Genomic DNA, 25,498 nt, shown 5'->3' with positions numbered 1-25,498 from the left:
CCGGCAATGGCCCGGCCCCACAATCCCATTCATGTTCTGGCGAATCACCAGCCTCTTTCTGTGCATCGCCATCCCTGCGTTTGGCGGGTGGTGGTTTGCGCGCGAAATCGGCGCGCTCGGCGGTGCCATCGCCGGCGCCTTTGCATGGTTCGCGATCGACCTGCTGCGCGGGGCGCGTGTGGTGCGTTGGCTGCGCGCGGGCGCGCCGACCGAACCTCCGGTGACTGCGGGGCTCTGGGGCGAAGCGGCCGACCGCGCGCGCCGCATCCTTCGCGCGCGCGACCAGCAGTTGAACGAGTCGGCGCGGCGCCTGCAGGACTTTCTTGCCGCCATCCAGGCTTCGCCTAACGGTGTGGTGCTGCTCGATGCGCAGGGCCGCATCGAGTGGAGCAACGAGACCGCTGCGCAGCACCTGGGAATCGACCCTGAGCGCGACATGCTGCAACTGATCGGCAACCTGCTGCGCGATCCGGTCTTCACCCACTACTACGCCAGCGGAGACTACTCGCAGGAGGCTGTGATCCAGTCGCGCGACAGCACGCCGTCCCGCCCGATCAAGCTGTCGGTGCACCTGCATCCTTATGGCGAAGGCCGGCGGCTTTTGCTGTCGCGCGACATCACGGGCATTGAACAGGCCGAGGTCATGCGGCGCGACTTCGTGGCGAATGTCTCGCACGAAATTCGCACGCCGCTCACGGTGCTCACGGGTTTCGTCGAGACGCTCCAGACCTTGCCGCTCGATGAGCAGGAGCGAAAACGCTACCTGGCGCTGATGGCCCAGCAGGCGCATCGCATGCAGACGCTGGTGAGCGATCTGCTCACGCTGTCGCGGCTGGAAGGCAGTCCGTTGCCGGGGCAGGGCGACTGGACCTCCTTGCAGCTGCTCATGGCGCAGTGCGAAGAAGAGGGGCGCGCCATCTCTGGTGTGCTCGGCAAGAAGCAGGAGCTTCGATTCGAACACGCACCTGCCTTCGAGCTGGCCGGGTCATCGAGCGAATTGCAAAGCGCGCTCACCAATCTCGTGAGCAATGCCGTCAGGTACACACCTACGGGGGGCTCAATCGACGTCGCGTGGAAGATGCTGGCAGACGGCCGTGCAGACTTCACGGTTCGCGACACGGGGCCTGGCATTGCGCCGGAGCACATCTCGCGCCTGACCGAGCGCTTCTATCGTGTCGATCGCAGCCGTTCGCGCGAGACCGGCGGCACGGGCCTGGGCCTGGCGATCGTCAAGCACGTGGTGCAGCGGCACGGCGCCGAACTGAAGATCGACAGCACGCCGGGCGCAGGCTCGACCTTCTCGATCCAGTTTCCGGCCAACCGCCTGCGAAAGAGCGTCAGTGCCGCCCGGCCCTGACTGCCCGCCAGACCATCGCCACCAGGATTGCGCTCAGCAGCGCCAGCGCGAAGGCACCTGCGATCCAGAACGCTGACGGCGTGTTCTGCGCCTCGAAGCCCGGCAGGCCCCGATAGGCCAGCAGGTAGCCGCCGAACAAGCCCACACCCCAAAGCAGCACGCAGTACGCCACCAGCGGCGCGATCGCGACCCGGTAGCAGCGAAGCACGAACACGCACATCGCCTGCGTTGCATCGCTCAGGTGATAGACCGCAAGCCAGGCCAGCAGACCCGCGGCGGTCGCTGCGACAGCCGGGTTGCGGGTGTAGATCGAGGCGATGCCATATCTCAAGACAAAGAGCAGGGCAGCCATCGTCAGCGCCAACATCAACGCCAGCCGGAACCCTGCGCGAATGGCCGCACGGGCGGCTTTGGCGTCTTCAGCACCCAGCCAGTAACTGACCCGCGCGCTCGTCGCAATGGCCAGCGACAGCGGCACCATGTACATGACCGCAGCCAGGTTGGCTGCAATCTGGTGAGCAGCGGACGCGACCGTGCCCTGACGCGCAATGAAAAGCGCCATCAGGGTGAACGATGTGACTTCGACCATGATCGCAAGGCCAGCCGGAATTCCGAGACGCGCGAATTCTGCCAGCGTGGCCCAGTGCGGTCGCTCGATCCGGTGCCATATCGCATAGGGCTCGTACAGCGACTGCGTGCGCAAGAGCCACATGGCGCATCCGAGGAAGATGTAGTTCACCAGCACCGTGGCCCACGCGCAACCGTTCACGCCCATCGCCGGAACACCCAGGCCGCCGAATGCGAACCAGATGGTCAACGGCACCTTCACGACGAGCGAGGCGGCCTGCAGCCATGTGACCAGCTGCGGCTTGCCCAGGCTCTGGTTCAAGGTGCTGTAGAGGCGAAATAGCAGGGCCGGCGGCATGGCCAGCGCCAGGATCGCGAGGTAGCTCTCCACATCCTTGCGCACGGCCAGCGGCACTTCGGTCCAGTCGAGGATGGGGCCGGGAAACAGCAAGGCCGTGCATCCGATCGCCATGCCGATGCCCGCCAGGTAGAGCGACTGGCGCACCGACTTGCCGACTTCGCGGTTGCGCCCGGCCCCCCGCAGCTGCCCCCATATCGGCAGCATGGCCTGAAGGATGCCCATCATGGCGACGAAGAAGGTGATGTAGACCGCAGCGCCGACCGAGAGCGCTGCCAGCGCCTGGTCCGAATAGCGCCCGGCGATGATCGTGTCGGTGATGCCGAACGCCATCACCGCGAGCTGGCCCACCAGCACCGTGCCCGCGTGGCGCGCAATGACGCGCAACTCGCTCACGGGAATGCCAGATTGCGATAGAGAACGACGTTGTCCTTGGCGTCGGTTGGCCTGCGGACCCGAACGACCAGCTTCCAGCCGCTCATGTCGATGGCGAAGGGCAGGGTCCACTGCAGTTCATCGTCGACCAGCATCCAGGGGCACACCCCCTTGCGCCCGGCAGGCCTCAATTCCAGGTCGCCGTGATAGCGGAACGCAGCGATTTCGGAGCGCGTCAGGCCGAACACTTCGACGCAACCGGGTTTGTCGATGTGGCGGGTGATGCCTCGCACCACCGGCGTGTAGCCGCGTGCGTAGTCGAGCACCGGCAACCACAGCGTCATCAGGAGCACCCAGCACAGCGCTGCACCGCCGGCAGGCAGAACCAGGCTCTTCCAGATCACGACGCGGTGACGGCCGGTACGCCACTTCACGAGCAGCGCCCAGGCCACCGTTGCCGCCAGCGCACAGGCGAACGCGATGAAGGAAAAGCTGGGTTCGAACCCCGGCGCGAGCTTGGCGACGTTGGCCGCAGGCTTGGGCGGAACGCCGGTCTGCATCGAAATCCACACCACCCAGATGATGAATGCGCACCCGCTGAAAAACAGCAACGTGAACCAGTCGATGAGCGCGGCGACACTTCGGCTCAGGGTCGGCAAGGCGAATGCGGCCAGCGTTGCAAGCGGCGGCAGCGCGAGCAGCAGCGATCGGTCGGAGGCGGGCGTCAGAAAGGCTGTCACGACGCACACGAGCGTGATCCACAGCGGCAGCGCCAGATGCCGCGCAAGCAGCTGCCGACGCCAGCGCCAGAGGGTCCAGAGGGCGAAGGGCCACGCAGGCCAGGTGAACCAGATGAACAGCCGGCCTTGCGTCGTCCAGTCGCGCGCCAGCGCCGTGTCGTTGATGCGCCAATGCCAGAGGTCCAGCGATGCCGTCAACGCCAGCGTCAGCGTCAGCGCGATCGAATAGACCATCACGACGACGCGGCGCCGCACCAGGCCATCCTCTTCATCCGGCAACAGGCTGACGGCCAGTCCGCCCGCGCCGAACAGCAGCGCCAGCACAGGTGCACCGCTGAGCGCCAGGCATGTGAGGCCCAGGCCCAGTCCCAACCCGCCTTCGATTGGTTTTCGGGGCAGAGCCGCCATCGCAAAGAAGGCGACGGCGGTGAAGGCAACCTGGGCAAGCGCGGGTGTTGTCTCGTGTGACAGTTGCGCGAGACCCAGGCACGCGATCAGCGCGAGCAGGCCGGCATCGGCAATGGCACGGGAGTAATCGGTGGTGCTGGCCTCGCCACCGAATGCAAAGGGCACGGGTTGTGCCAGTGGTGTGCGGCTGAGGTTGTACACGGCATACCAGGTGGCAACCAGGGTCAGTGCCAGCAGCAGGGCAAAAACCAGCCGAACGCCAAGGTCAGGCGCCAGCCCGCTGGGCGTGACCTGGATGGCCAGCGCGCCTAGCCAATAGGGCAGCAAGCCGTCGAACTCAGGCGGCTGGCCCAGCAGCGAGGGGGCCAGCCACGAGGCGCTGCCGCGCGCCAGCTCGAACATGTAGCCGAAGCCGGTGATGTCCTGGCTCTTCCAGGGCTCACGGCCGATGAAGCCGGGCACGACATACGCCACGCAAAACAAAAGCAGCGCGAGGCGTGGAAGGCGGCCCGCGGCTTCCTGGGCGACGATGGCGGGAGTGGGCTGTGTCACTGGCGGCGAGTTTGCCTCAAATAAAAAAGGCAGCCTGGTTTCCCGGGCTGCCTTTTGACAGGATGGTTGCTAGCGTCGTTGCCGCGCTGGCTTCCGAATTAAGCGGCGGACTTGGCTTCGTCGGCAGCGGGTGCAGCCTTCTTCGCCTCGGTCGGCTTGCCGAACTTCTTGAAGAACTTGTCAACACGGCCGCCCATGTCGTTCACGGACTTCTGTGTGCCAGTGTAGAAAGGGTGCGACTCGCTGGAGGTATCAAGCTTGAACAGCGGATATTCCTTGCCGTCGTCTGTCTTGCCCATTTCCTTGGTCTGCACGCACGAGCGTGTGACGAACTTGAAACCGTTGGACAGGTCCACAAACAGGACGTCGCGGTAGTTGGGGTGAATGCCGTCTTTCATGATCTTTTCCTTGGGGTCGGTGCGAGAGCCGGGACCAGAACCTTCTGGCCTACTTTCCGCGAAATAGCCTTCAATTATACCAAGTGGTGTGATCTGGTCAGCCGCCGCGGCGCATCATGTCGAAGAACTCGACGTTGGTCTTCGTTGCCTTCATCGACTTCAAGACCATTTCCATCGACTCGATCTCGTCCATGTTGTACATGAACTGGCGCAGGATGCGGGTCTTTTGCAGGATCTCGGGGGCGAGCAGCAACTCTTCACGACGGGTGCCGCTGCGGTTGAGCTGGATCGAGGGAAACACGCGCTTTTCGTACAGGCGGCGGTCCAGGTGGATTTCGCTGTTGCCGGTGCCCTTGAATTCTTCAAAGATCACTTCGTCCATGCGGCTGCCGGTGTCGATCAGGGCCGTGGCGATGATGGTGAGCGAGCCGCCTTCTTCCACGTTGCGGGCTGCGCCCAGAAAGCGCTTGGGGCGCTGCAGTGCGTTGGAGTCGACGCCGCCGGTCAGGACCTTGCCCGACGACGGAACCACGTTGTTGTAGGCGCGAGCCAGACGCGTGATCGAGTCCAGCAGGATGACGACGTCTTTCTTGAGCTCGACCAGGCGCTTGGCGCGCTCGATCACCATTTCGGCGACGTGCACGTGGCGTGCGGCCGGTTCGTCGAAGGTGGAGGCAATGACTTCGCCCTTCACCGAGCGCTGCATTTCGGTCACTTCTTCCGGTCGCTCATCGACCAGCAGCACCATCATGTAAGTGTCGGGGTAGTTGGCGGCGATGGCGTGCGCGATGTGCTGCATCATCACCGTCTTGCCGCTCTTGGGCGGTGCAACCAGCAGGGCGCGCTGGCCCTTGCCGATAGGCGCAATGATGTCGATCACGCGGCTGGTGATGTTTTCTTCGCCCTTGAAGTTGTCACGCTCAAGCTTCATCTGTTCCTTCGGGAACAGCGGCGTCAGGTTCTCGAACATCACCTTGTGCTTGTTGTTCTCGGGCGGACCGCCGTTGACCATGTCGAGCTTGGTGAGGGCAAAGTAACGCTCGCCATCCTTGGGCGTTCGCACTTCACCTTCGATCATGTCGCCGGTGTGCAGATTGAAGCGGCGCACCTGGCTCGGCGAAATGTAGATGTCGTCGGTGCTGGCGGTGTAGCTGGTGTCGGGGCTGCGCAGAAAACCGAACCCGTCGGGCAGGATTTCCAGCACGCCGTCTGCGAAGACCTGTTCGCCTGCGCGCGCACGCTTCTTGATGATGGCAAACATCAGCTCCTGCTTGCGCATGCGGCCGGTGTTTTCGATTTCGAGCTCTTCGGCCTGCTTGAGGACCTCGGACACGTGGAGTGCCTTGAGTTCGTTTAAGTGCATGGAATTACCTGCATGGAAAGACTCCTTGCGGAGTTTGAAGTTTTACCCCTTGCGGAGTAGAAGTTTTCTGGGGGGTGTTTGGCGTGAAGGGCATTGCCTCACGACCGGGGAACTTGCGAAACTCGAACTGTCCGCCTTCTGGATCGGCAGGTTGGCGGGCAGTGAACTGTTGCGGATTATGACAGGAAAAAATGAATCGGGGCCCTCTTGGGACCCCGTTCGCAATTCAATATCAGGCGGCCAGTTTCTGGTCCACGAAAGCCTGGATCTCTGCCTTGGGCTTCATGCCCACCAGCGTGCCCTTGAGTTCGCCATTAGCGAAGAGCATCAGGGTCGGGATGCCGCGAATGCCGAACTTTGCGGGGATGTCGCGGTTCTCGTCAACGTTCATCTTGGCGATCTGCAGCTTGTCGCCGTAGTTGGTGGACATCTCGTCCAGGATGGGCGCGATTGCCTTGCACGGGCCGCACCATTCAGCCCAGTAATCGACGAGCACGGGCTTGTCGGACTTCAGGACGTCCGCTTCGAACGATGCGTCGGAGACGTGCTTGATGAGGTCGCTGGCCATAAGTTGTTCCTTGGGGTTGTTGCCTGCGCTTCGCGTGGGAGACGCTTGCGCCGGTGCAAGTACAGTGGGGGAATTGTGACAGAAACCAAGTCCCCACGTCGGCCCTGCCGCGCCCCCGCCACGCTATGGATGCGATAGCAATCGACCATCCCGCGACAGGCGCGATGCAGTTATTGATGGGCCGCGTGCGCGCGCTCATGACGGCATGCGGCGCACACCCTGCGCACACGGTAGTGCTCATGCCTTATGTGCATGTTCTCTCGCATGCGCGCACGGCGTGGGCGCTGGAAGCGGGTGACGGATTCGCGCCTCGCTTCGAGACCACCCGGTCATGGTGTGGCGCCATGAGCTTCGAGCCGCACGCCGACAGCATTGCAATGGACATGGGCCGCGACCTGCTGACCGCGCGTGCGTGGCTGGAGCGGGCGGGCCTCAGGCAGCACGCCGACCTGCTCGCGGGGCGCCTCGTCGAAGCGGCCTGGCAGATCGCGCCTGCGGCCGCAGCGGTGCCGCCCTCGCAGCGCGATGCCTGGGCGGCGAACGCGCGTGCCGCGATCTCGGCTTCGCTCGATTCGCCGGTGCTTGCATTCGAGGCGGCGACAGCGAGGATCGCGCTGGAGTGGGCAGCAGCGTCGAGCTACGCCGCCGACGCGCTGTTTGCACCCGGCGCGATGGATGGCGTCGAACTGCTCGTCGTCGTCGAAGGACTTCAGCGCGATCCGCTGGCGCAGGCATTGGCCGCCCAGTTGCCTGGCAAGTCGCACGCGCTGGCCCTGTTTGCTCAGGCGCCGTTGGGCGAGGTCCGCCTGTACGAAGCGGTCGATCCGGCCAATGAAGCCGAGCAGGCTGCGTCTTGCGTCATTGCCCATGTGAACGCAGGCCGCGTGCCGGTGGCCCTGGGTGCCATTGATCGGGTACTGACCCGCAGGGTCCACGCCATGCTCGATGCCCGGGGCGTTGCGGTCCGTGATGAGACCGGCTGGAAACTTTCAACGACGCGCCGTGCCGCCGACGTGATGCTCGCGCTCAAGGCCTGCGGTTGGAACGCGAGCACCGATGCGGTGATCGACTGGCTGAAGAACGCTCCGGCGCTTTCTTCAGGTTCGGTGCTGGGCCTGGAGCGCCGCGTGCGCCGTGCAGAGTTTGTGCGCGAATGGCGCTCGCTGCGTGCGCAGGATGTGGGCGATGAGAACGGAGAGGGCGCACTGGCTTTGCTGCTGGAGGAGGTACAGGGCTGGCGCGAGACGATGCAGGGACAAAAGAGCGTTGCGCAATGGGTGCTTGCATTGCGTGAGTTGCTCAAGCTTTCCGGACAGTGGATGCCGCTGGTTCGCGATGCGGCTGGCGCGGGTGTCGTGGGCGCGCTCAGGCTCGCGCAAGGCGATGAAGACGAACTGCTCGACCTGCCGCAAGCCGCCAGGCGCTGGACGCTCGATGAGTTCATCGCGTGGGTCAATGACATTCTTGAAGCAGAGAGCTTCAAGCCCGAGCAGGCCTCGCGCGAGCAGGTGGTGATCCTGCCGGTGAGCCAGATGCTGGGCCGTCCGTTCGGCGCGCTCGTCATGCCAGGCTGCGACGAGAAGCGGCTTTCGCCATCGCCGGAGCCGGCAGGCATCTGGACGCCGGAGCAGCGCACGGTGCTGGGGCTGCCTTTGCGGGAAACGACAGAAGATGAGATTCGCGCCGGCTGGCGCAACGCCGTGCAGACGCCGCATTGCGATGTGCTCTGGCGCAAGAGCGATGAAAGTGGTGAGCCCTTGTTGCCAAGCCCGCTGGTGCAGGCGCTGCAACTCGAACTCGGATTGCATCTGCAGCCCGATCCCCGCGTCGCTGTGGTCGCGCAAGCGCAGCCGATTGAAAGGCCGATGCCCACCGGCAACCTGTTGCCGATCACACAGCTTTCTGCCAGCGCGTACAGCGACCTGCGCAGTTGCCCCTATCGTTTCTTTTCGATGCGTCAGTTGGGGCTGCAGGAAGCCGACGAGATCGACACCGAGGTCGGCAAGCGCGATTTCGGCAACTGGCTGCACAAGGTGCTTGGCGAGTTTCATGAAGCGCTGCACGAGAGTTGGGAGCCTGCTGGGGCGAAGCGCGTCCGGCTGCTCGACACAGCTGCCGACAAGGTCACGAGCGAGATGCGCTTCGACGAAAGCGAGTTCCTGCCCTTTGCCGCCGCGTGGCCCGGCGTGCGCGATGGCTATCTCGACTGGCTCGCCAGGCACGAAGAAAAAGAAGGCGCCACGTTTGTCGAAGCCGAAGGCAAGCACGAACTGCAACTCGGCGCGGTGAAGCTCGTGGGCCGCATCGATCGCATCGACAGATTGCGCGATGGCAGCCAGCTGGTGATGGACTACAAAACCGAAGCTGCAGCGGCCAGCAGCAAGCGGGTGAGCCGGGCGGGAGAAGACACGCAGCTCGCCTTCTATGCGGCCCTGCTGCACGACGACACGCTGCGCGCGGCCTATGTGAATGTCGGCGAGCGGGGCGAGACGCGCATGGTCGAACAGGAGCGGATCGTGCAGGAGCGCGACATGCTGGTCGAAGGCATCCTGCATGACATGACACGCATCGCCGCCGGCCAGAAGATGCCTGCGCTCGGCGAAGGCAAGGCCTGCGAATTCTGTGGCGCGCGCGGCCTTTGCCGCAAGGACTCGTGGTCATGAGCGAAGCGGCCTACGAACACAACGGACAGCGCGTTGACGCCGCGCGCTTTTACGCAGTGGCCTGTGATCCACGCCGCAGCGTCGCGGTTGAGGCGTGCGCGGGCGCAGGCAAGACATGGATGCTGGTCTCGCGCATTCTGCGTGCCCTGCTTGCAGGTGCGCAGCCGCAGGACATCCTCGCCATCACCTTCACACGCAAGGCCGCAGGCGAGATGCGCCAGCGCCTGCTCGAATGGCTGCAGGAGTTTGCGCATGCGTCACCGGACGAGCTGAAGATCCAGTTGCAGATGCGCGGCATCGCCAACCCGGCCGACGATGAGGTGAAGGCGCTTGCCGGCTTGTACGCGAAGGTGCTGGAGTCGGGCCGGCCGGTTCGCATCCTCACTTTCCACGCGTGGTTTGCCTCGCTGCTGCGCAATGCACCGATGGCGGTGATGGACCGGATGCGATTGCCCGCCAGCTACCAGTTGCTCGAAGACGATACGCAGGCGGTTGATCTGGTGTGGCGTCGCTTTCACGCAGCGATCGTGGCCGATGAATCTGCGCGCGCTGACTTTGGCGCATCGATTGCCGCCCATGGCCGTTCGCAGACTCGCAAGGCGCTGGAGGCCGCACTGGCCAAGCGCGTCGAGTTTTCGTTTGCCGACGCGGCCGGTACGGTGGACGAATCGGTCATGCATTTCGCGCAGCAGTTTCCTGAATTTGCGGGCGTCGATGAGCCGTGCAACCTGCTGTCGCGACTGGACACGCCGCGCGAGCAACTGGCGGCAGCGGCTCGCGCGCTCGGTCGTGCCAAGGCGCCGACGCATTCGGCCAAGGGGGTGGAGCTGGAACAAGCCGTCACCGGGGGTGACCTCGATGCCGTGATCGCGGCGCTGCTCACACAGAAGGGCGAGCCGCGCAAATTCAGCGACAAGATCGACGGGCTGGACCTCATTCGCGCCGCACAGGACCTGGCGATTCGATTGGCCGAAGCCTGCCGCCAGCACGGTGCGTGGCTGCACCAGCAACGCATGGCGCGGCTGGCTCGCATCCTGATCGCCGAATTCGCAGCGCTCAAGCGTGAGCGCGGCTGGATCGACATGAACGACGTGGAGCAGGCGGCGCAAACCATGCTGGCCGATCCGGTGCTGTCGGGCTGGGTCCAGGAGCGGCTCGACGCACGCATCAGGCACCTGCTGGTCGATGAGTTCCAGGACACCAATCCACTGCAATGGCAGTCGCTGCATTCGTGGCTCAGTGGTTATGCAGGAGCCGGTGGCGACGCGCCCGGCATCTTTATCGTCGGCGATCCCAAGCAGAGCATCTACCGCTTTCGCCGGGCCGAGCCGCAGGTGTTCATTGCGGCGCAGGCCTTTGTGGCTGAGTTGGGTGGTGACTTGCTCAGCTGCGACCACACGCGGCGCAATACGCCCGCTGTGATCGATGTGGTCAATGGCGTGATGCTCCAGGCTCAGGAAGAGGGCCGCTATGAGCGCTTTCGGCTGCATACGACAAGCTCGACTGAACAAGGCCAGGTTGCCTGTCTCCCCCAGGTGCCGCGCAGCGCGATAGGCGTGCCCGATGATGACGAGGGCGGCGAGCCCGGGTGGCGCGACAGCCTGGTCACGCCGCGAGACCTGCCGGAACAGAAGCTGGCAGAAGTCGAGTGCCGTCAGGCCGCCGCCTGGATCGCCCAACAGATTGCAGCGGGCCAGCAGCCCAGGCACATCATGGTTCTTGCACGTCGGCGTGATCGCCTGTCCACGATGGAAGGCGAGTTGCGCAAGCTGCGGATCGCCGCGCAGCAACCCGAGAAGACCGACCTGTGCGAAGCACCTGAAGTGCAGGACCTGATCGCGCTGCTCGATGCGCTGGTGTCACCGACACACGATCTTTCATTGGCACGGGCGCTCAAGTCGCCGCTGTTTTCACTGGCGGACGACACACTCGTTGCGCTGGCATTGGCGAGCCGCCAGGCGCGTGAAGAAAAGCAGGACTCGTCCTGGTTTGAAATCCTGCAGCGCGACAGCGAAGTGTTTCCCGCATTGAGGGATGTGGGCAGACGACTGCTCGAATGGAAGGAGTTGGTGCAATCGCTCCCGCCCCATGACGCGCTGGAGGCGATCTACCGCCAGGGCCAGGTGATCGAGCGGTTTGCTGCCGCCGCACCAACGGCCATGCGCGACTCCATCATCGCCAATCTCAAGGCCTTGCCCGGCGCCGCCCTCGACGTGGAAGGCGGGCGCTATGCAACGCCTTATGCATTCGTGCGCGCCTTCAAGTCCGGGCGCATCCAGGCGCCGCCACTCGCCGAATCGCAGGCGGTGCGGCTGCTGACCGTTCACGGAGCCAAGGGGCTCGAAGCGCCCATCGTTCTTCTGCTCGACACCGATGGGGCGCCGCCACGCGCCGAGTCGATGGGCATCGTCGTGCAGTGGCCCGGCCAGTCCGAAGCGCCCACGCGGTTTTCGTTCATCGCCAGTGAATCGCGTCCGCCGCCGTGCAATGCAGATGCGCTTGATGCCGAGCGTGTCGAGCGCCAGCGGGAAGAACTCAATGCCCTGTATGTGGCGATGACCCGCGCCAAAAGCAGCCTCGTCATCTCGTCGGTCGAGCCCTATATCGAGCCCGAGGTCAGCTGGTGGCGAAGGCTCGCGCCGCATTGCGTGCAGTTGCCCGCGCCCGATCCGGTTCAGGACGCAATGGGGCGCTGCGATGGCGATGGCGGTGCTGCAAGCTTCACGCTGGCAGTGATTGCGCCCCTCACCGCAGCGCCTGCCCAGTTGCTTGCTGAGGCCGACCCTGCGTCCGAAGCCTCCCGCTTCGGTGAAGCCGTGCACCGACTGCTCGAACGCTGGAGCGGAGAGGGCGCCACCTTCAGCCAGACCGCGATCCGGCGGGTCGCTCGCGAGTTCCGCCTGAATCCGCAGCAGGCCGACGCTGCCGCTGCCAAAGCGCAGGCGATCCTGTCGGGCGAGGGCGCCTGGGCATGGGATGCAAGCGTTGTCGACTGGCAGGCCAATGAAGTGCCGATGCAGCATGGGGGCATTGCCATGCGGATCGATCGACTTGTGCGTCGCAGGGACACGGGCCAGTGGTGGGTGCTGGATTACAAATCGCACTCGCGGCCCGAAGACGACAAGGCGCTTGTCGAACAGATGAGCAGTTACCGCGCAGCCGTTCAAGCCGCCCGACCGGGCGAAGTCGTTTGCAGCGCGTTTCTCACGGGCAGCGGACGGATGGTCACCATCGCCTGAGCGCCAGTTGCGCAAAGGCGCTCGGCCATAATCGGCGCTTCGCGGGGGCAGAGAACATTTTCATTGGCACCACCGGCCTACCTACCCGCGCTTCACCCGTGCTTCTTCACCCCTGCAATGTCAACCACAGCTTCCCGACTTCTAACTACTGCGGCATTCATTGCCAGCCTCTTTTGCATCGGCGTGTGGTGGCCCGCGCCTGTGCCGATGGCGTGGGATTTCCAGTCCAAAGTGGTGGTGGCTGGAATAGCTTTTGCGCTCATGCTGGGTATTGCCTCGTTCTTTGTGCGCGTGTCGCGCATTGCGGCAGTGCTTGTCGCGGTGTGGATCTTCATTGCAATTCATGCGGGCGGTGTGTCAGCCGCACTGGCCTTTGTGCTGTTTGGGGCAGGCGCGATGGCAGTCGGTGCTGCCATCGTCGGGCGAGCGGGCTCCCTCACGGCCATCGAACGTGCGGTGCTGGCTTACCTGGTCGGCCTGTCGTTGATGATCGCGGTGCTGAGCCCGGTGCTCGCGGTTGCGATCCACTATCCCAGCAGCTACGCCGCAGCCTGCCTGCTGCTCGTGTTCTGGCAACGCGGCGCGCTCTGGGCACTGCTGCAAGACCTGCACATGCAATGGCGGCAATGGCGGGGCGGCAAGCCATCGTTCGCGCTAGCTGCCGCGATCTTCCTTGCGATGCTGGCCTGGGGCTACGGCGCGCTCGGCACGCTGACGCCGGTTGCCTCTTACGACGACCTGGCTTTCCATCTGCGGCTGCCCACCGAGCTGCTCGTGCGGCATTTCTACGCCTTCGATGTCGATCACCAGATCTGGTCGGCAGCGCCCCTGGCATCGGACCTCGCTTACGCCATTGCGTATGTCATCTCGCAGGGCGCTGAAGGTGTCAAGGCGTGGGTGAACGGCAGTTACCACCTGGCCTGCGCCGTGCTGCTGGCCGGCTTGCTGCTCAGGCGCACGCGCCCCTGGCCGGCCGTGCTGTGCCTGGTGGGTTACCTGTCGATTCCGCTGGTGCTGGCGATCAACCACACCTTGCACACCGAAGGCATCTCCGCGGCCCTGGTCATCGGTATCTTTACGCTGTGGGCGTTGGCGCGCGACTCGCAGTCGCCGGGTCCGGCCATTGGCGCTGCCCTGATGCTGGCCAGCCTGGGCGCATCCAAGTCCAGCAACCTGGTCATGTGCCTGGTGCTGGGACTGGTCTGGCTGCCGACCTTCTGGCGCCATGCGCGTGCCAGGCCGTTGATGGGCCTGGCGATTCTGGCGGCGCTCGCCACAGTGATCACGCCTTACGTGACCTCGTGGATTCGCAGCGGAAACCCGGTGCTGCCGCTCTTCAACGCAGTCTTCAAGTCGCCGTATTTCGAGGCGGTCAACTTCAAGAACGACGGCTATGCCGGCAAGTTCAACGGCAGCCTGTTTGCCAACCTGTTCCTGGACGGACAGCGCCATCTGGAAACGGCCATCGCTTCGGCCGGCGGCATGAGCCTGTACTTCCTGGTGCCGGCTGCCGTCATCCTGCTGGCCTGGAAGGGCGACATCGAGCGGCGCGTGGCGATGGGCGCGGTGCTGGTCTATTCGCTGATCCTGCTGTCCTCGCAGCAGTACCTGCGCTATCTCTTCCCGGTGATGGCCATTGGCATGTTCGCTGTCTCCCGCGTATGGGACCCGCTGCCCACCGACGACCGGAAGCTGGCTCGCATGTGGCAATACTGGTGGTCGGCGCTGCTGGGTCTGGCCATCTTGATGAACCTGTACTGGATGCCGGGCGTGTTCTGGCAGACCAAGCCCAGGGAGATGATCGATTCGGCCTTGACGCCACGCGGTCGAACCGCATATCTGGGCCAGTACGCGCCCGAGCGAGAGCTCACGCGCGCGGCCAACGCCGACATGGGCATCCATTCGCGCGTGCTGTATTCGGTCGATCCGTACGGCGCCGATCTGCATGGCACGCCGGTCTATGCCAACTGGTACAACCCTCGCGCGCTGGGAGCGATGAGGGCCGTGACCGATCAGGCTTCGGCAGGCGAATTCATGCGCAAGGAACGGATCACGCACATGGTTGTGAAGCCACTTGCCAAGGTTCACCCCAGTGTGCAGAAACCAGTCGATGAATTGATGAAGTTCGGAATGCTTCACGGCAAGGTCATTGCGCATTCAGCCAACGACGCCTTGATTGCGCTCAACGACGACATCGTCTGGTCGCGCGAACTGTGGCGCATGGGCGCCGACAAGGTTGGAACGCAAGTCGACCCCAAGGTCATCGTCGGAGGAAACAGTCCGGTCAAAGGCGGCCAGACCATCCTGGTTGAAGTGCAGGGCACTTGCGACAAGCTCGAAGCGCGTCCCGGCGTGGATGTGTTCTGGTCGCGCAACGGCAAGGGGCTGGGTTCCACCGGCCGCATCGAGGCGTGCATGCCGGTCGAGGGTCAGCCCGGCGGGACTTTTGCCATCCGCTACCGCATGACAGCGCCGCCCAAGGCCGACGCGCTGTGGATCCGCATTGCGTCCTACGGCGAACTGCCGGTCACGCTACAGGTCGCGCGCGTGCGTGCGCTGGCCCCATGAAGGCGTTCGGCCAATTCGTGCGCTTCATCGTCACGGGCGTGACGAGCCTGCTGGTGGACCTGGGTGTGCTGCACCTGATGCTCACAGCCGGTATCGCGCAGGAAATTGCGGTGGCCGTTGCTTTCCTCGTCGGCGTCGGCGTCAACCTGGTCATGCACAAGTTTTTTACCTTCCGCGATTCCGCGCGCCTGCATGGCTACCAGGTCGTCCGATACTTCATCGTGGTGGCGATCAACCTGGCGGTGACGGAGGCGGCTGTGTGGATCGCGACCCAGCAACTGGGCATGAGCCCCCTGGCTGGCAAGCTCCTGTCGCTGCCGCCGGTGCTCGCCCTCGGGTTCACGCTGTCGCGCACATGGGTTTTCGTGCCGCGCAAGGGCAGCGGCCCCACCTGAAACTTCGCGCAAAGAAAGCACCCCTTGCACTTCATACCCTCTTGCGCAGACGCGGATCGCCTGGGCGCCTATGCACAGCTCATGAAGGTGTGCTTTCCCGGCGCGGACAAGTTCGACCTGGCCTACCTGCAATGGCTCTATGCGGACAATCCCGATGGGCAAGTCATGGGCTATGACGCGTTCGAAGGCGACGAGCTGGCCGCGCACTACGCGTGCATCCCGGCCATGGCGCTGGTCGAAGGCGCGCAGGTGAAGGTCATGCTGTCGCTCAACACCGCGACGCACCCGAAGTTCCAGGGCAAGGGCCTGTTCACCAAGCTGGCCGAAAGAACCTACGAGGCGGGCCATGCCGCAGGATTTGACGCTGTCTATGGCGTGGCCAACGCCAACAGCACTCCGGGGTTCGTGCGCAAGCTGGGCTTCCAGCTGGTCACGCCGCTTGAAGCGCGCATCGGCGTGGGCGGGCTCCTGTCGCGCCAGGATTCGCAGGACATGAATTCGAGCTTTCGCCGGATGCGTTCTGCGCAGGCCGTGCAGTGGCGTTGCAGCAATCCGCACAACGCGGTGCGGGTGCGCACGGATCACGGCGTGACGCAGTGCTTTGCCTCGGCGCGCGGGAACCTGATCGCGGCGTACCACGAGTTTGATGCCGATGAGTTTGCGGGCGCGCAGGCAGAGCATGTGACCCGGTCGGGACCACCGCTGGTACGCTTGTTTCTCGGGCTGGTTCCGGCAACCAGGCACATCAGCGCGACCTATGTCCGCATCCCGGACCGCATGAGGCCGTCGCCGCTGAACCTGATCTACCGGCCGCTTTCGGGCCGGGTCGCCGCGATCGAAAAAGACCGCGTGGCCTTCTCGTTCCTGGACTTCGACGCGTATTGAAGATGGCCCCTGACGCCACACGCCTTGCGCTGTTTCTCTTTGCGCACCAGGACGACGAGTTCGGCGTTTTCCAGCAGATCCTTGACGAGCAGGCCGCAGGGCGGCGCGTGGTGTGCGCCTACCTGACCAATGGGGCAGTGGGCACGGTGACATCGGCGCAGCGCAATGCGGAGTCGCTCCGGGTGCTGGGCGACCTGGGCGTAGCGCGCGCAGACGTGGTGTTCGCCGGTGAGGCGCTCGGTATTGCGGACGGTGCGCTGCCGCACAACCTGCGGGCCGCTTCTTCATGGCTTGCCGACTGGCTAGCCGGCCTGCCGCGCCCCGAGGCTATTCATGTGCTGGCATGGGAAGGCGGTCATCACGACCACGATGCGCTTCATGCGCTGGCCGTGATTGCGTTGGCTAAACTGGGACTGCTCGGTGTGACGCGGCAGTTTGCGCTCTACAACGCGTGGCACTGCAGTGCGCCGTTCTTTCGCGTGCTGAAGCCGATCCCCGAGAACGGCCCGGTCACTGCTACACCGGTTCCGTGGCGCAACCGCTTGAGGTTCCTGCGCTACTGCCTGTCATACCCCTCCCAGAAAAAAACCTGGCTGGGTCTGTTTCCGTTCGTGACGCTGCATTACCTGTTGGGTGGCCGGCAACAGACGCAAGCAGTGACGATCGAACGCCTTGATTCGCGGCCGTATCAAGGCGCCATGTTTTACGAGGCGCGGGGCATCTACACCTGGGACGCTCTATCGCAGCAATTGAAAGCGCTAAGGCAATGAGTACTTCACAGGTGGTGGTTATCGGCGGTGGACCGGCGGGCCTGATGGCGGCAGAAGTGCTGGCCCAGGCTGGCGTCAAGGTCGATCTGTATGACGCGATGCCTTCGGTGGGACGCAAGTTTTTGCTGGCGGGCAAGGGCGGATTGAACCTCACGCACTCGGAGCCGTTCGATCCCTTCCTGTCGCGCTACGGCTCGCGAGTGGAAAGCGTAGCGCCGTGGCTGCGGTCGTTCGGCGCGGAGCAATTGCGCGAGTGGGCCGGTGCGCTTGGCGTGACGACCTTCGTGGGAACATCGGGCCGCGTCTTTCCTTCGGACATGAAAGCCGCGCCGCTGCTGCGAGCATGGCTGCATCGCCTGCGTGGCCAGGGCGTCCAATTTCATATGCGTCACCGTTTCCGGGGCTGGACCGATAGCGGGCAATTGCGCTTTGCTGGCCCTTCGGGCGAGGTGGAAGTGAACGCGGACGCCACCATCCTTGCGATGGGTGGTGCCAGCTGGCCGCAACTGGGGTCCGATGGTGCATGGGCACCGTTGCTCGCACAGCGGGGCGTCCAGGTCGCGCCACTGCTGCCGGCCAACTGCGGTTTCGATGTGCGGGGCGGCTGGAGCGACTATTTCCGCACGCGCTACGAGGGGCAGCCGTTCAAGTCCGTCGCGATCCGCGTCGGCTCATTCCATCGGCAGGGCGAGTTTGTTGCGACGGCAACCGGTGTCGAAGGCAGCCTTGTTTATGCGGCATCTGCGTTGTTGCGCGACGAGGTCATCGCCAATGGCAGCGCGACCTTCGAGCTGGACCTGTTGCCTTCACGAACACCGGAACAGGTTGCTGCAGAGGTAGCTCATCCGCGTGGGTCGCGGTCACTGGCGAGCCACCTGAAGGGAAGGCTGAGCCTGGACGGCATCAAGCTGGCGGTGCTGCACGAGCTGCTCTCCAAAGATGAAATCCAGAATCCGGCGCGACTCGCTGCAGCGATCAAGTCGCTGCCCATCACGGTAGTTGCTGCGAGGCCCGTGCAGGAGGCGATCAGCACGGCGGGCGGCGTCACCTTTGCGGCGATGGACGACCAGCTCATGCTCAACCATGCGCCGGGCGTCTTTTGCGCGGGGGAAATGCTGGATTGGGAGGCACCGACCGGCGGCTACCTGCTGACCGCCAGCTTTGCGAGCGCCCGGGTCGCGGCCAATGGCGCTCTGCAGTGGTTGCAGCGGGGCGAGCCCGCGGCCTAGAACTTGGTGCGGTAATACATCATTGGCTTGCCGCCGCTGCGACGCAGGCCGATGCGGGCACCGCTTTCCAGTTGCATGCCGACGAAGCCTTTGTCTGCGACGAGGCCGCGCTGAAGGCCCGGTTGCACGCGCATCTCCACGCGTGCGCCGTAGGTGGGTTCGCGGCTCTGGATCAGGTTGAGCGCGTTGGGCTGCTCGATGCGACGCCATGCAGCGACGTCGACCTGGTTGTTGCTGTCTGTGGTGTACCGCCATTTCACGCCCAGATCGACACTGCTGGGCGCCGAGCCCGAGACGCCGGTCGGAGCAAAGCCGGGGCTGTCCGTGCCATTGACACCGACTGCTACGCCGAAGCCTGATCGGCCGGCTGGCATGAGGCTCATGTCGATACGCGAAGTGCGGCTGGCGCCGTCGATGTTTTCGAAGCGGGGCAGGGATGAGGTGGAGATTTCGAGTTGAGGGGTGTTCGCAACCGCGACGGCAGCGACCTGCGAAAAGCCATCCGTGCCAAAGAACAGCAACACAACCGGAATGACGATACGCGGCCAGACCCGGTGAATGACCTCTGGTTCAGCCGTTTCGCGCTCTGTGGTTGTGTTCATGACTCACCCCTGTCGTAAGGTGATTGAACTTTAGGAGCGCGGCCGTGAGAAGTTTGTCAGACGCCGCCGGTGGATGGGGTCGGCGAGGGGAGGGAGTGTTAGCGCACGAATGCGCTGACCTGCTTGTTCGAGATGGCGCGAGTCATCTGCGCAGCCAGGTTCAAGCCCTCAGCGTACTGGGCTTCGGTCATCCCGCCTTGGGCAGTGAACTGGTTTCGCAAGTAGTCTTCCCGAGAGTCTGTACAGAACTGACCGCCGAGGCAGGCCAGCATCATGTGGGTGTCGACTTCGCATGGAGCCTGACTGCTGCAGCCGGCCACGGCCATTGCCACCTGAAGCGTCGAATACTTCACCGGATCAGACCCGTATGACGTTCCGTTGAACCACAGTTCGCCCTTTGTTTCAGCGGACCTTGCCATGACGAGCATGAGCAGGTTGCCGTCGAAGAGGGCAAGCGGATCATCCAGCGCCAGTAGCGACTTCAGAGCCTCCTGTTTTTCATCGCTGCTGGCGTTGAGCGCTCCCCGCAACTTGCGGGTCGCTGCCATCAGCGGGTCGCGCCCGTTCTCGGAGGCTCGCCTCGTCTCGTCGTAAAGACTGCTCGCCTCGTCTGCTGAAAACGAGCTGCATCGGCCGCTGAGTTTTGCCGCCAGTTCCATCCTCACAGTACTGATGGTTCCGTGCTTGGCAACGGCCTGCGCATTTGCCGCCTGAGCTTCCTCCGGCATGCTCGCAATGGGCATGCCGCAGATGTTGGACACGTACATGGCGTAGAAGTAGCCGCCCTCCTCGGGACGTGTCCGTGCGTTCAACGCGAACGCTCGCCAGTCCCGGGCCGAGCGCAGTTCGGCGACGAGCTTGCTGGAAGGGCCGGATGCTGCCCGTGCTACCGGCGCCAGGCTCGCGGCTGTGGTCTGCGCTGAAGCTGCGGGCGCCGCAACAAGGGACACCTCTGCAGGTACAGGCGCCTGTGTCCTGGTCGCTTGCGCCGGTGTATCGGGCTGTGCCGCGAGGTAGATGATGGTGGCGACAGCGGCGCCAACAGCCGCAGCTGGCTTGGCAAGGCGCGCGAGCGCTCGATGCAGACTCATTGCCTCAGGAGCCGAGTTCGCCCAAAAGCTTGCTCACCGATTCTTTGAGCTGTGGCAACGAAAGCTCGATCACATCCCAGACGGTCGCATGATCGACCACGGCGTAGCGATGAATCAGCTGATTGCGGAACGCGACAATTTGGGGAAGGTCCTGTATTCGATTTGCGAGTGCAGGGTTAGCCTTGCTCAGTTGATTGAGTGCCTCGCCGATGATCTCGAATTTGCGTTCGACTGCAGAATGAGCGATGGCGGAAGCCGCATATCCTGCGGCGTCGAGTCCGGCGACGAACGATTCAATGTCAGAGGCAGCCGTTTGCACATCCCAAAGCCAGCTGCGCGGATCACGCTCCATAGACAACTTCGCGATTCCGGTTGATCGAGGCGAGCACAAATGGATTCTTCAAAGCTCCCGGCTCTACCAGATCAACGCTGCGTTGCAAAAGAACTTCAAGAGCTTCCTTGACTTGCAGATAAAGCTCCAGACGTCGAGTAGTCCTCGGCTCGAACTCGATCAGAAAGTCTGCATCGCTCTTGGCCGGATCGAAGTCCGTGCCTCGTGCGGCCGATCCGAAAACCTCCAGCTTGCGCACGTGATGCGCTTCGCAGATATGGGATATTTCGGCTCGTCTCTGATCGATCAAAGCATGCACGAAGGACCTCAAAAAGCTTGGAAAAGGTTGACGAGCCTTACCCCCGGCACTGGCTCCACAGTTAGGGCTGCTTGGTTCCCCACCTGACCCGGTTGGCCGCTTCACCATGCGGGGAGGCCCGTCAGCGCGTATTGTAGTGGAGCGGCCGCAGTGATTTAGCCCGCACCATCGCAAAAACCCCACCGTCCGGCCCCGTAGAATCGACCGCATGTCTTATGTCGTGCTCGCCCGCAAATACCGTCCGCGCAACTTCGCGGAGATGGTGGGCCAGGAGCACGTGGTGCAGGCCCTCAGCAACGCGCTTGAGCAGCAGCGCCTGCACCACGCCTACCTTTTCACCGGCACCCGCGGCGTCGGCAAGACGACCGTTTCGCGCATCCTGGCCAAGTCGCTCAACTGCCAGGGCGCGGACGGCAACGGCGGCATCACGGCCACGCCGTGCGGTGTGTGCCAGGCCTGCGTCGATATCGACAGCGGCCGTTTCGTCGATTACACCGAGCTCGACGCCGCCTCCAATCGCGGCGTGGACGACATGCAGTCGCTGCTGGAGCAGGCGGTGTACAAGCCGGTGCAGGGGCGCTTCAAGGTCTTCATGATCGACGAAGTACACATGCTCACGGGGCATGCGTTCAACACCATGCTCAAGACGCTCGAAGAGCCGCCCGAGTACCTGAAATTCGTCCTGGCCACCACCGATCCGCAGAAGGTGCCGGTCACGATTTTGTCGCGCTGCCTGCAGTTCAACCTGCGGCCGATGGCGCCCGAGACGGTGCACGGGCACCTCACCCACGTGCTTGCCGCAGAAAACGTCCCGGCCGATGCGCAGGCCCTGCGCTTGCTGTCACGCGCGGCTCGCGGCTCGATGCGCGATGCGCTGTCGCTCACCGATCAGGCCATTGCTTTCGGCGCGGGCAAGCTCGAAGAAGCCGCCGTGCGCCAGATGCTGGGCAGCGCCGATCGCGCGCATGTGGTTCGCATCATCGAGGCGCTCGCGCAGGGCGATGGCAAGACCGTGGTGGAGACCGTCGATGCCTTGCGCGTGCTGGGCCTGAGCGCCGCGTCGACACTCGAAGAAATGAGCGCCGTGCTGCAGCGAATGGCCGTGAACCAGGCCGTGCCGGGTTCGGCTGACGAATCAGACCCTGAAGGTGCTGAGGTTGCACGGCTCGCATCGATGATGCCCGCCGACGAGACGCAGCTGCTCTACAGCATGTGCCTGCATGGCCGCACCGAGCTGGGCCTCGCGCCCGACGAATACGCGGCGCTCACGATGGTGCTCTTGCGATTGCTGGCGTTCAAACCGCAGGGCGCGGGCGCCATCAAGGAAAAAAAAACTCTGAGTGAAACGCGACCGGCTGCAGTGCCGGTTGCTCCAGCGCTAGCACGAGCGCCGCAGGCGTCACCTCAACCAGCGCCGCAACCAGCACCAGTCCCCGCATCCGCCGCCCTGGCTGCTCCACCTCCGGCCCACACGACGGTCGCCCGGGTCGCGCCAGTCACAGCGCCAGTCACAGCTCCTGTTGCCGCTCCTGTTGCCGCTCCACCCGGTAGGGTGTTATCCGTCGTGGAGTCCCAGGGTGACAAGCCCCCAGCGCGCCCACCCGCATCCAGCAACCGACCCTCCGGCGAAGTCGTCGGCGTGCCGGTGCGCGTTCAAGCCGACACCCCTCGCGAAGCAGCGGCCCCTGCTGCACTGGCCCCGACCGAAGAAGGCGAGTTCTGGTTCAGTGTGGTTGGCGACCTGGTAGCGCGCGAGGCCGTGACGGCGCTCGTGCGCGAACTCGCGCTCCAGTCGCAGCTGATGGCGCGTGACGAAGGTCACTGGATGCTGCGCGTCGAGCGCGAATCGCTCAACCAGCCGGCCAGCCGCGAGCGGCTCACGACGGCCTTGAATGCGGCGGGCCATGCCGTGAGCCTGAGCGTCGAGGTCGGCCCGGTCACGGACAGCCCCGCACGCCGCAACGCAGCCGCAGCAGAGAAAAAACAGAAGGCCGCCGAGGAAGTCATTCACGGCGACCCCTTTGTTCAGGCGATGATGCGCGACTTCGGCGCGAAAATCGTGCCTGGCAGTATCAAGCCCGCCTAGCGGGGCAGACCCCCACCAGTCGCAGCACAAGCACATCGAAAGGATCTCTCATGTTCAACAAGGGACAGCTCGCAGGACTCATGAAGCAGGCGCAAGCCATGCAGGACAACCTGAAGAAGGCGCAGGACGAACTCGCGTTCATCGAAGTCACCGGTGAATCGGGCGCAGGCCTCGTCAAGGTCACGATGACCTGCAAGCACGAGACCAAGCGCGTGCAGATCGACCCCAGCCTGCTCGCCGACGACAAGGACATGCTCGAAGACCTGGTCGCTGCCGCGTTCAACGCTGCTGTGCGCAAGGTCGCAGAGACCTCCGAAGAAAAGCTCGGCAAGATCACCGCCGGCATGCCGGGCATGGCCGGCAAATTCCCGTTCTAGTCGCGCATCTTCATCACGCCTGATGGCTGACAACAGCTCGCTCAACGCCTTGATCGAAGGCCTGCGCCGCCTTCCCGGCGTGGGCGTCAAGTCGGCTTCGCGCATGGCATTTCACCTGTTGCAGCACGACAGGGCCGGCGCCCAGTTGCTGGCGCAGGCCCTGCAACAGGCGTCCACCCACATCCGTCATTGCGAGCGCTGCCACACCTTCACCGAGGGCGAGGTCTGCGCGACATGCCTGGACCCCCGGCGCGATGCGACCAAGCTGTGTGTGGTGGAAACGCCTGCCGACCAGGCGGCGCTGGAGCGCACGGGCGCATTCCACGGCCTGTATTTCGTGCTCATGGGCAAGCTGAGCCCGCTGGACGGCATCGGCCCCAACGACATCGGTCTGGCCAAGCTGTTTGATCGCGCGACCAATGGCACGGTGCACGAAGTGATATTGGCCACCAATTTCACCGCCGAAGGCGAAGCGACTGCGCATGTCATTGGCGAGGCACTGAAAAAACGTGGCCTGAGCGTCACGCGCCTGGCCAGGGGCGTTCCTGCGGGCAGCGAACTTGAATACGTCGATCTGGGTACGATCGCCCACGCGCTGGTGGACCGGCGCTGAAAAAATATCAGACACGAAAGCAGCTACGACATGCAGATCGCGAAGTTCACCATTGCCTACTGGTGCGTCTTTTTCATGGCCATCTTGCCTTTCGTCTGTGCGTGGATTGCCAAGGGCCCCGGTTTCGGCAAGTCGCGCAAGGTGGGCGGCTACGACAACGATGATCCGCGCGCCTGGCTTGCGAAGCAGTCCGACTGGCAGCGGCGCGCCAATTCGGCTCAGGCGAACACGTTTGAGTCGCTGCCGTTTTTTATAGGCGCAGTCATCATCGCCCACCAGCTGGGTGCCCCACAGGCCACGCTCGATATCCTGGCGCTGATCTTCGTTACGTTTCGCATCATTTATGTCGCGATGTATGTGGCGGGCTTTTCGACCATCCGCTCGGCGATCTGGGCGATCGCGCTCTTCGTGAATATCGGCATCCTGTTCATCGGCTATCGCTGATTAACTTACGTGGAAACCCGCACGGGATGTTCCCGATGCGGTCTCTACCCCCTGTGGCTAACCTCGAATGCGTTAGCAGGAAGGCCATACCCATGAACAAGACCAACAACGCTCCCATCCACACGGCCCTGCGCACGACCCTGATGTCGCGCCGCACTTTCGCTTCGGCCGCCGCGCTCGGCGCAGCCGTCATCGCTGCGCCAGCGCTACGCGCCCAACCCAAACTCGAGAAGTCAAAGATCGCCATTGCCGTCGGTGGCAAGGCCGGCTTCTACTACCTTCCCCTGACGATTTCCGAGCAGCTCGGGTTCTTCAAGGCCGAGGGACTCGACGTCGAGATCTCTGACTTTGCAGGCGGCTCACGCTCGCTGCAAGCGCTTGTCGGCGGTTCCGCCGATGTGGTCGCCGGTGCCTACGAGCACACGATCAACATGCAGTCGAAAAACCAGTTCATCCAGGAGTTCGTCCTGATGGGCCGCGCGCCGCAGATCGCCATGGGCATTTCGACCAAGGGCATGCCCGGCTACAAGACGCCGGCTGACCTGCGCGGCAAGAAGATCGGCGTCAGCGCACCGGGCTCGTCCACCAACATGGTTGCCAACCTCGTGCTGTCGCGCGCGGGCGTGAAGGCCAGCGAAGTGAGTTTCGTGGGCGTGGGCACATCGGCCGGCGCGCTGGCTGCGCTGCGCTCGGGCCAGATCGATGCGATGAGCAATATCGACCCGGTCATGACCATGCTCGAACAAAAGGGCGATATCCGCATCATCAGCGACACGCGCACGCTCAAGGGCACGCTCGATGTGTTCGGCGGGCCCATGCCTGCTGCGTGTTTCTATTCCCACGCCGACTTCGTGCAAAAGAATCCCAACACCTGCCAGGCGTTGACCAACGCCATCGTCCACGGCCTGAAGTGGCTGCAGACGGCGGGGCCGAGCGACATCATCAAGACGGTGCCCGAAAGCTACCTGCTTGGCGACCGGGGCCTGTACCTCGCGTCGTTCAACAAGGTGCGCGAAGCCATCTCGCTCGATGGGGTGATCGCAGAAGAGGGCACCCGCACGGCGCTCAAGGCGCTGGAGAGTTTCGATCCGGCGATCAAGGCCGACAAGATCACCTTGTCCAGGACCTTCACCAACGAATTCGCGCGCCGCGCCAAGGACCGGTTCAAGGCATAAGGGCTGACTGTTCCAGGCTCAGGCC

At 63.9% G+C, this 25,498-nt stretch carries 22 protein-coding genes and 1 other RNA gene; 13 read left to right on the top strand and 10 right to left on the bottom strand.

Translation table 11 applies throughout. From position 1 onward, the window contains the following. Positions 1-31: 31 nt before the first annotated feature. Positions 32-1,357, top strand: a complete 1,326-nt coding sequence (phoR, locus tag AQ12_RS04570) for a phosphate regulon sensor histidine kinase PhoR (RefSeq protein WP_048438669.1) — start codon at positions 32-34, stop codon at positions 1,355-1,357. Here phoR and AQ12_RS04565 read toward each other — a convergent pair. The 5 genes from AQ12_RS04565 to trxA form a co-directional block, all read right to left on the bottom strand. After that, positions 1,338-2,678 carry an MATE family efflux transporter gene (locus AQ12_RS04565; protein WP_048438668.1) on the bottom strand — a complete coding sequence of 447 codons (1,341 nt, stop codon included), beginning with the start codon at positions 2,676-2,678 and terminating at the stop codon, positions 1,338-1,340. The two genes, phoR and AQ12_RS04565, sit on opposite strands and share 20 nt — an antisense overlap. Next, the gene (locus AQ12_RS04560; RefSeq protein ID WP_048438667.1) at positions 2,675-4,357 is read right to left on the bottom strand and encodes a membrane protein; all 1,683 of its coding nucleotides are present in this window, start codon (positions 4,355-4,357) and stop codon (positions 2,675-2,677) included. The genes AQ12_RS04565 and AQ12_RS04560 overlap by 4 nt, the downstream gene beginning before the upstream one ends. Before the next feature lie 98 nt (positions 4,358-4,455). Further along, entirely contained in the window at positions 4,456-4,755 is a 300-nt protein-coding gene (locus AQ12_RS04555) for a type B 50S ribosomal protein L31 (RefSeq protein ID WP_048438666.1), read from the bottom strand. A gap of 97 nt (positions 4,756-4,852) precedes the next feature. Beyond that, positions 4,853-6,118, bottom strand: coding sequence for a transcription termination factor Rho (rho, locus tag AQ12_RS04550; RefSeq protein WP_048438665.1), 1,266 nt, complete (start codon positions 6,116-6,118; stop codon positions 4,853-4,855). A 232-nt stretch (positions 6,119-6,350) separates the two neighbouring features. After that, positions 6,351-6,686 (bottom strand): thioredoxin, encoded by a 336-nt coding sequence (gene trxA, locus AQ12_RS04545; RefSeq protein ID WP_048438664.1) that lies wholly within the window; start codon positions 6,684-6,686, stop codon positions 6,351-6,353. Positions 6,687-6,811: 125 nt separating this feature from the next. On the opposite strand from trxA, the gene AQ12_RS04540 reads away from it, so the two are divergent. The 7 genes from AQ12_RS04540 to AQ12_RS04510 all read left to right on the top strand — a co-directional run bounded on the left by AQ12_RS04540 (position 6,812) and on the right by AQ12_RS04510 (position 18,435). Continuing rightward, positions 6,812-9,349, top strand: a complete 2,538-nt coding sequence (locus tag AQ12_RS04540) for a PD-(D/E)XK nuclease family protein (RefSeq protein WP_048438663.1) — start codon at positions 6,812-6,814, stop codon at positions 9,347-9,349. Beyond that, positions 9,346-12,588: an exodeoxyribonuclease V subunit beta gene (locus AQ12_RS04535; RefSeq protein WP_048438662.1), complete on the top strand. Its 3,243-nt coding sequence runs from the start codon at positions 9,346-9,348 to the stop codon at positions 12,586-12,588. The genes AQ12_RS04540 and AQ12_RS04535 overlap by 4 nt, the downstream gene beginning before the upstream one ends. A gap of 117 nt (positions 12,589-12,705) precedes the next feature. Further along, positions 12,706-15,156: a hypothetical protein gene (locus AQ12_RS04530; protein ID WP_152682670.1), complete on the top strand. Its 2,451-nt coding sequence runs from the start codon at positions 12,706-12,708 to the stop codon at positions 15,154-15,156. Continuing rightward, positions 15,153-15,551, top strand: coding sequence for a GtrA family protein (locus tag AQ12_RS04525; RefSeq protein ID WP_048438660.1), 399 nt, complete (start codon positions 15,153-15,155; stop codon positions 15,549-15,551). The genes AQ12_RS04530 and AQ12_RS04525 overlap by 4 nt, the downstream gene beginning before the upstream one ends. A 24-nt stretch (positions 15,552-15,575) precedes the next feature. Then, positions 15,576-16,436: a GNAT family N-acetyltransferase gene (locus AQ12_RS04520; RefSeq protein ID WP_053076555.1), complete on the top strand. Its 861-nt coding sequence runs from the start codon at positions 15,576-15,578 to the stop codon at positions 16,434-16,436. 2 nt (positions 16,437-16,438) lie between these two features. Beyond that, on the top strand, positions 16,439-17,206 hold the full coding sequence (locus AQ12_RS04515; RefSeq protein ID WP_048438658.1) for a PIG-L deacetylase family protein: 768 nt from the start codon (positions 16,439-16,441) through the stop codon (positions 17,204-17,206). Then, a complete protein-coding gene (locus tag AQ12_RS04510) occupies positions 17,203-18,435 on the top strand; it encodes a TIGR03862 family flavoprotein (RefSeq protein WP_048438657.1) in 1,233 nt (410 codons plus the stop codon). Before AQ12_RS04515 ends, AQ12_RS04510 begins: the two co-directional genes overlap by 4 nt. Here the strand turns inward: AQ12_RS04510 and AQ12_RS04505 are convergent. The 5 genes from AQ12_RS04505 to ffs all read right to left on the bottom strand — a co-directional run bounded on the left by AQ12_RS04505 (position 18,432) and on the right by ffs (position 20,901). After that, positions 18,432-19,037, bottom strand: coding sequence for a hypothetical protein (locus AQ12_RS04505; protein WP_048438656.1), 606 nt, complete (start codon positions 19,035-19,037; stop codon positions 18,432-18,434). The genes AQ12_RS04510 and AQ12_RS04505 overlap by 4 nt on opposite strands. Positions 19,038-19,135: 98 nt before the next feature. Then, positions 19,136-20,128: a hypothetical protein gene (locus tag AQ12_RS04500; protein WP_048438655.1), complete on the bottom strand. Its 993-nt coding sequence runs from the start codon at positions 20,126-20,128 to the stop codon at positions 19,136-19,138. A gap of 4 nt (positions 20,129-20,132) precedes the next feature. Beyond that, the gene (locus AQ12_RS04495) at positions 20,133-20,480 is read right to left on the bottom strand and encodes a DUF86 domain-containing protein (RefSeq protein WP_048438654.1); all 348 of its coding nucleotides are present in this window, start codon (positions 20,478-20,480) and stop codon (positions 20,133-20,135) included. Next, on the bottom strand, positions 20,470-20,778 hold the full coding sequence (locus AQ12_RS04490) for a nucleotidyltransferase family protein (RefSeq protein ID WP_048438745.1): 309 nt from the start codon (positions 20,776-20,778) through the stop codon (positions 20,470-20,472). The genes AQ12_RS04495 and AQ12_RS04490 overlap by 11 nt, the downstream gene beginning before the upstream one ends. A 26-nt stretch (positions 20,779-20,804) precedes the next feature. After that, positions 20,805-20,901: signal recognition particle sRNA small type (ffs, locus tag AQ12_RS22405), an RNA gene on the bottom strand. Positions 20,902-20,986: 85 nt separating this feature from the next. Here ffs and dnaX point away from each other — a divergent pair. From dnaX to AQ12_RS04465, 5 genes are all read left to right on the top strand, one after another. Further along, positions 20,987-22,864, top strand: a complete 1,878-nt coding sequence (gene dnaX, locus AQ12_RS04485; RefSeq protein ID WP_048438653.1) for a DNA polymerase III subunit gamma/tau — start codon at positions 20,987-20,989, stop codon at positions 22,862-22,864. A 50-nt stretch (positions 22,865-22,914) separates the two neighbouring features. After that, a complete protein-coding gene (locus AQ12_RS04480) occupies positions 22,915-23,241 on the top strand; it encodes a YbaB/EbfC family nucleoid-associated protein (protein WP_048438652.1) in 327 nt (108 codons plus the stop codon). Between the two features lie 22 nt (positions 23,242-23,263). Continuing rightward, positions 23,264-23,854 (top strand): recombination mediator RecR, encoded by a 591-nt coding sequence (gene recR / locus AQ12_RS04475; protein ID WP_048438651.1) that lies wholly within the window; start codon positions 23,264-23,266, stop codon positions 23,852-23,854. Between the two features lie 30 nt (positions 23,855-23,884). After that, positions 23,885-24,298: an MAPEG family protein gene (locus AQ12_RS04470; protein WP_048438650.1), complete on the top strand. Its 414-nt coding sequence runs from the start codon at positions 23,885-23,887 to the stop codon at positions 24,296-24,298. Between the two features lie 140 nt (positions 24,299-24,438). Further along, positions 24,439-25,473: an ABC transporter substrate-binding protein gene (locus AQ12_RS04465; protein WP_048438744.1), complete on the top strand. Its 1,035-nt coding sequence runs from the start codon at positions 24,439-24,441 to the stop codon at positions 25,471-25,473. Positions 25,474-25,498 lie beyond the last annotated feature (25 nt).

Source organism: Caenimonas sp. SL110 (genome assembly GCF_001044395.1).
Taxonomy (GTDB): Bacteria; Pseudomonadota; Gammaproteobacteria; order Burkholderiales; family Burkholderiaceae_C; genus Ramlibacter.
This window is presented reverse-complemented; position numbering and strand designations above follow the sequence as displayed.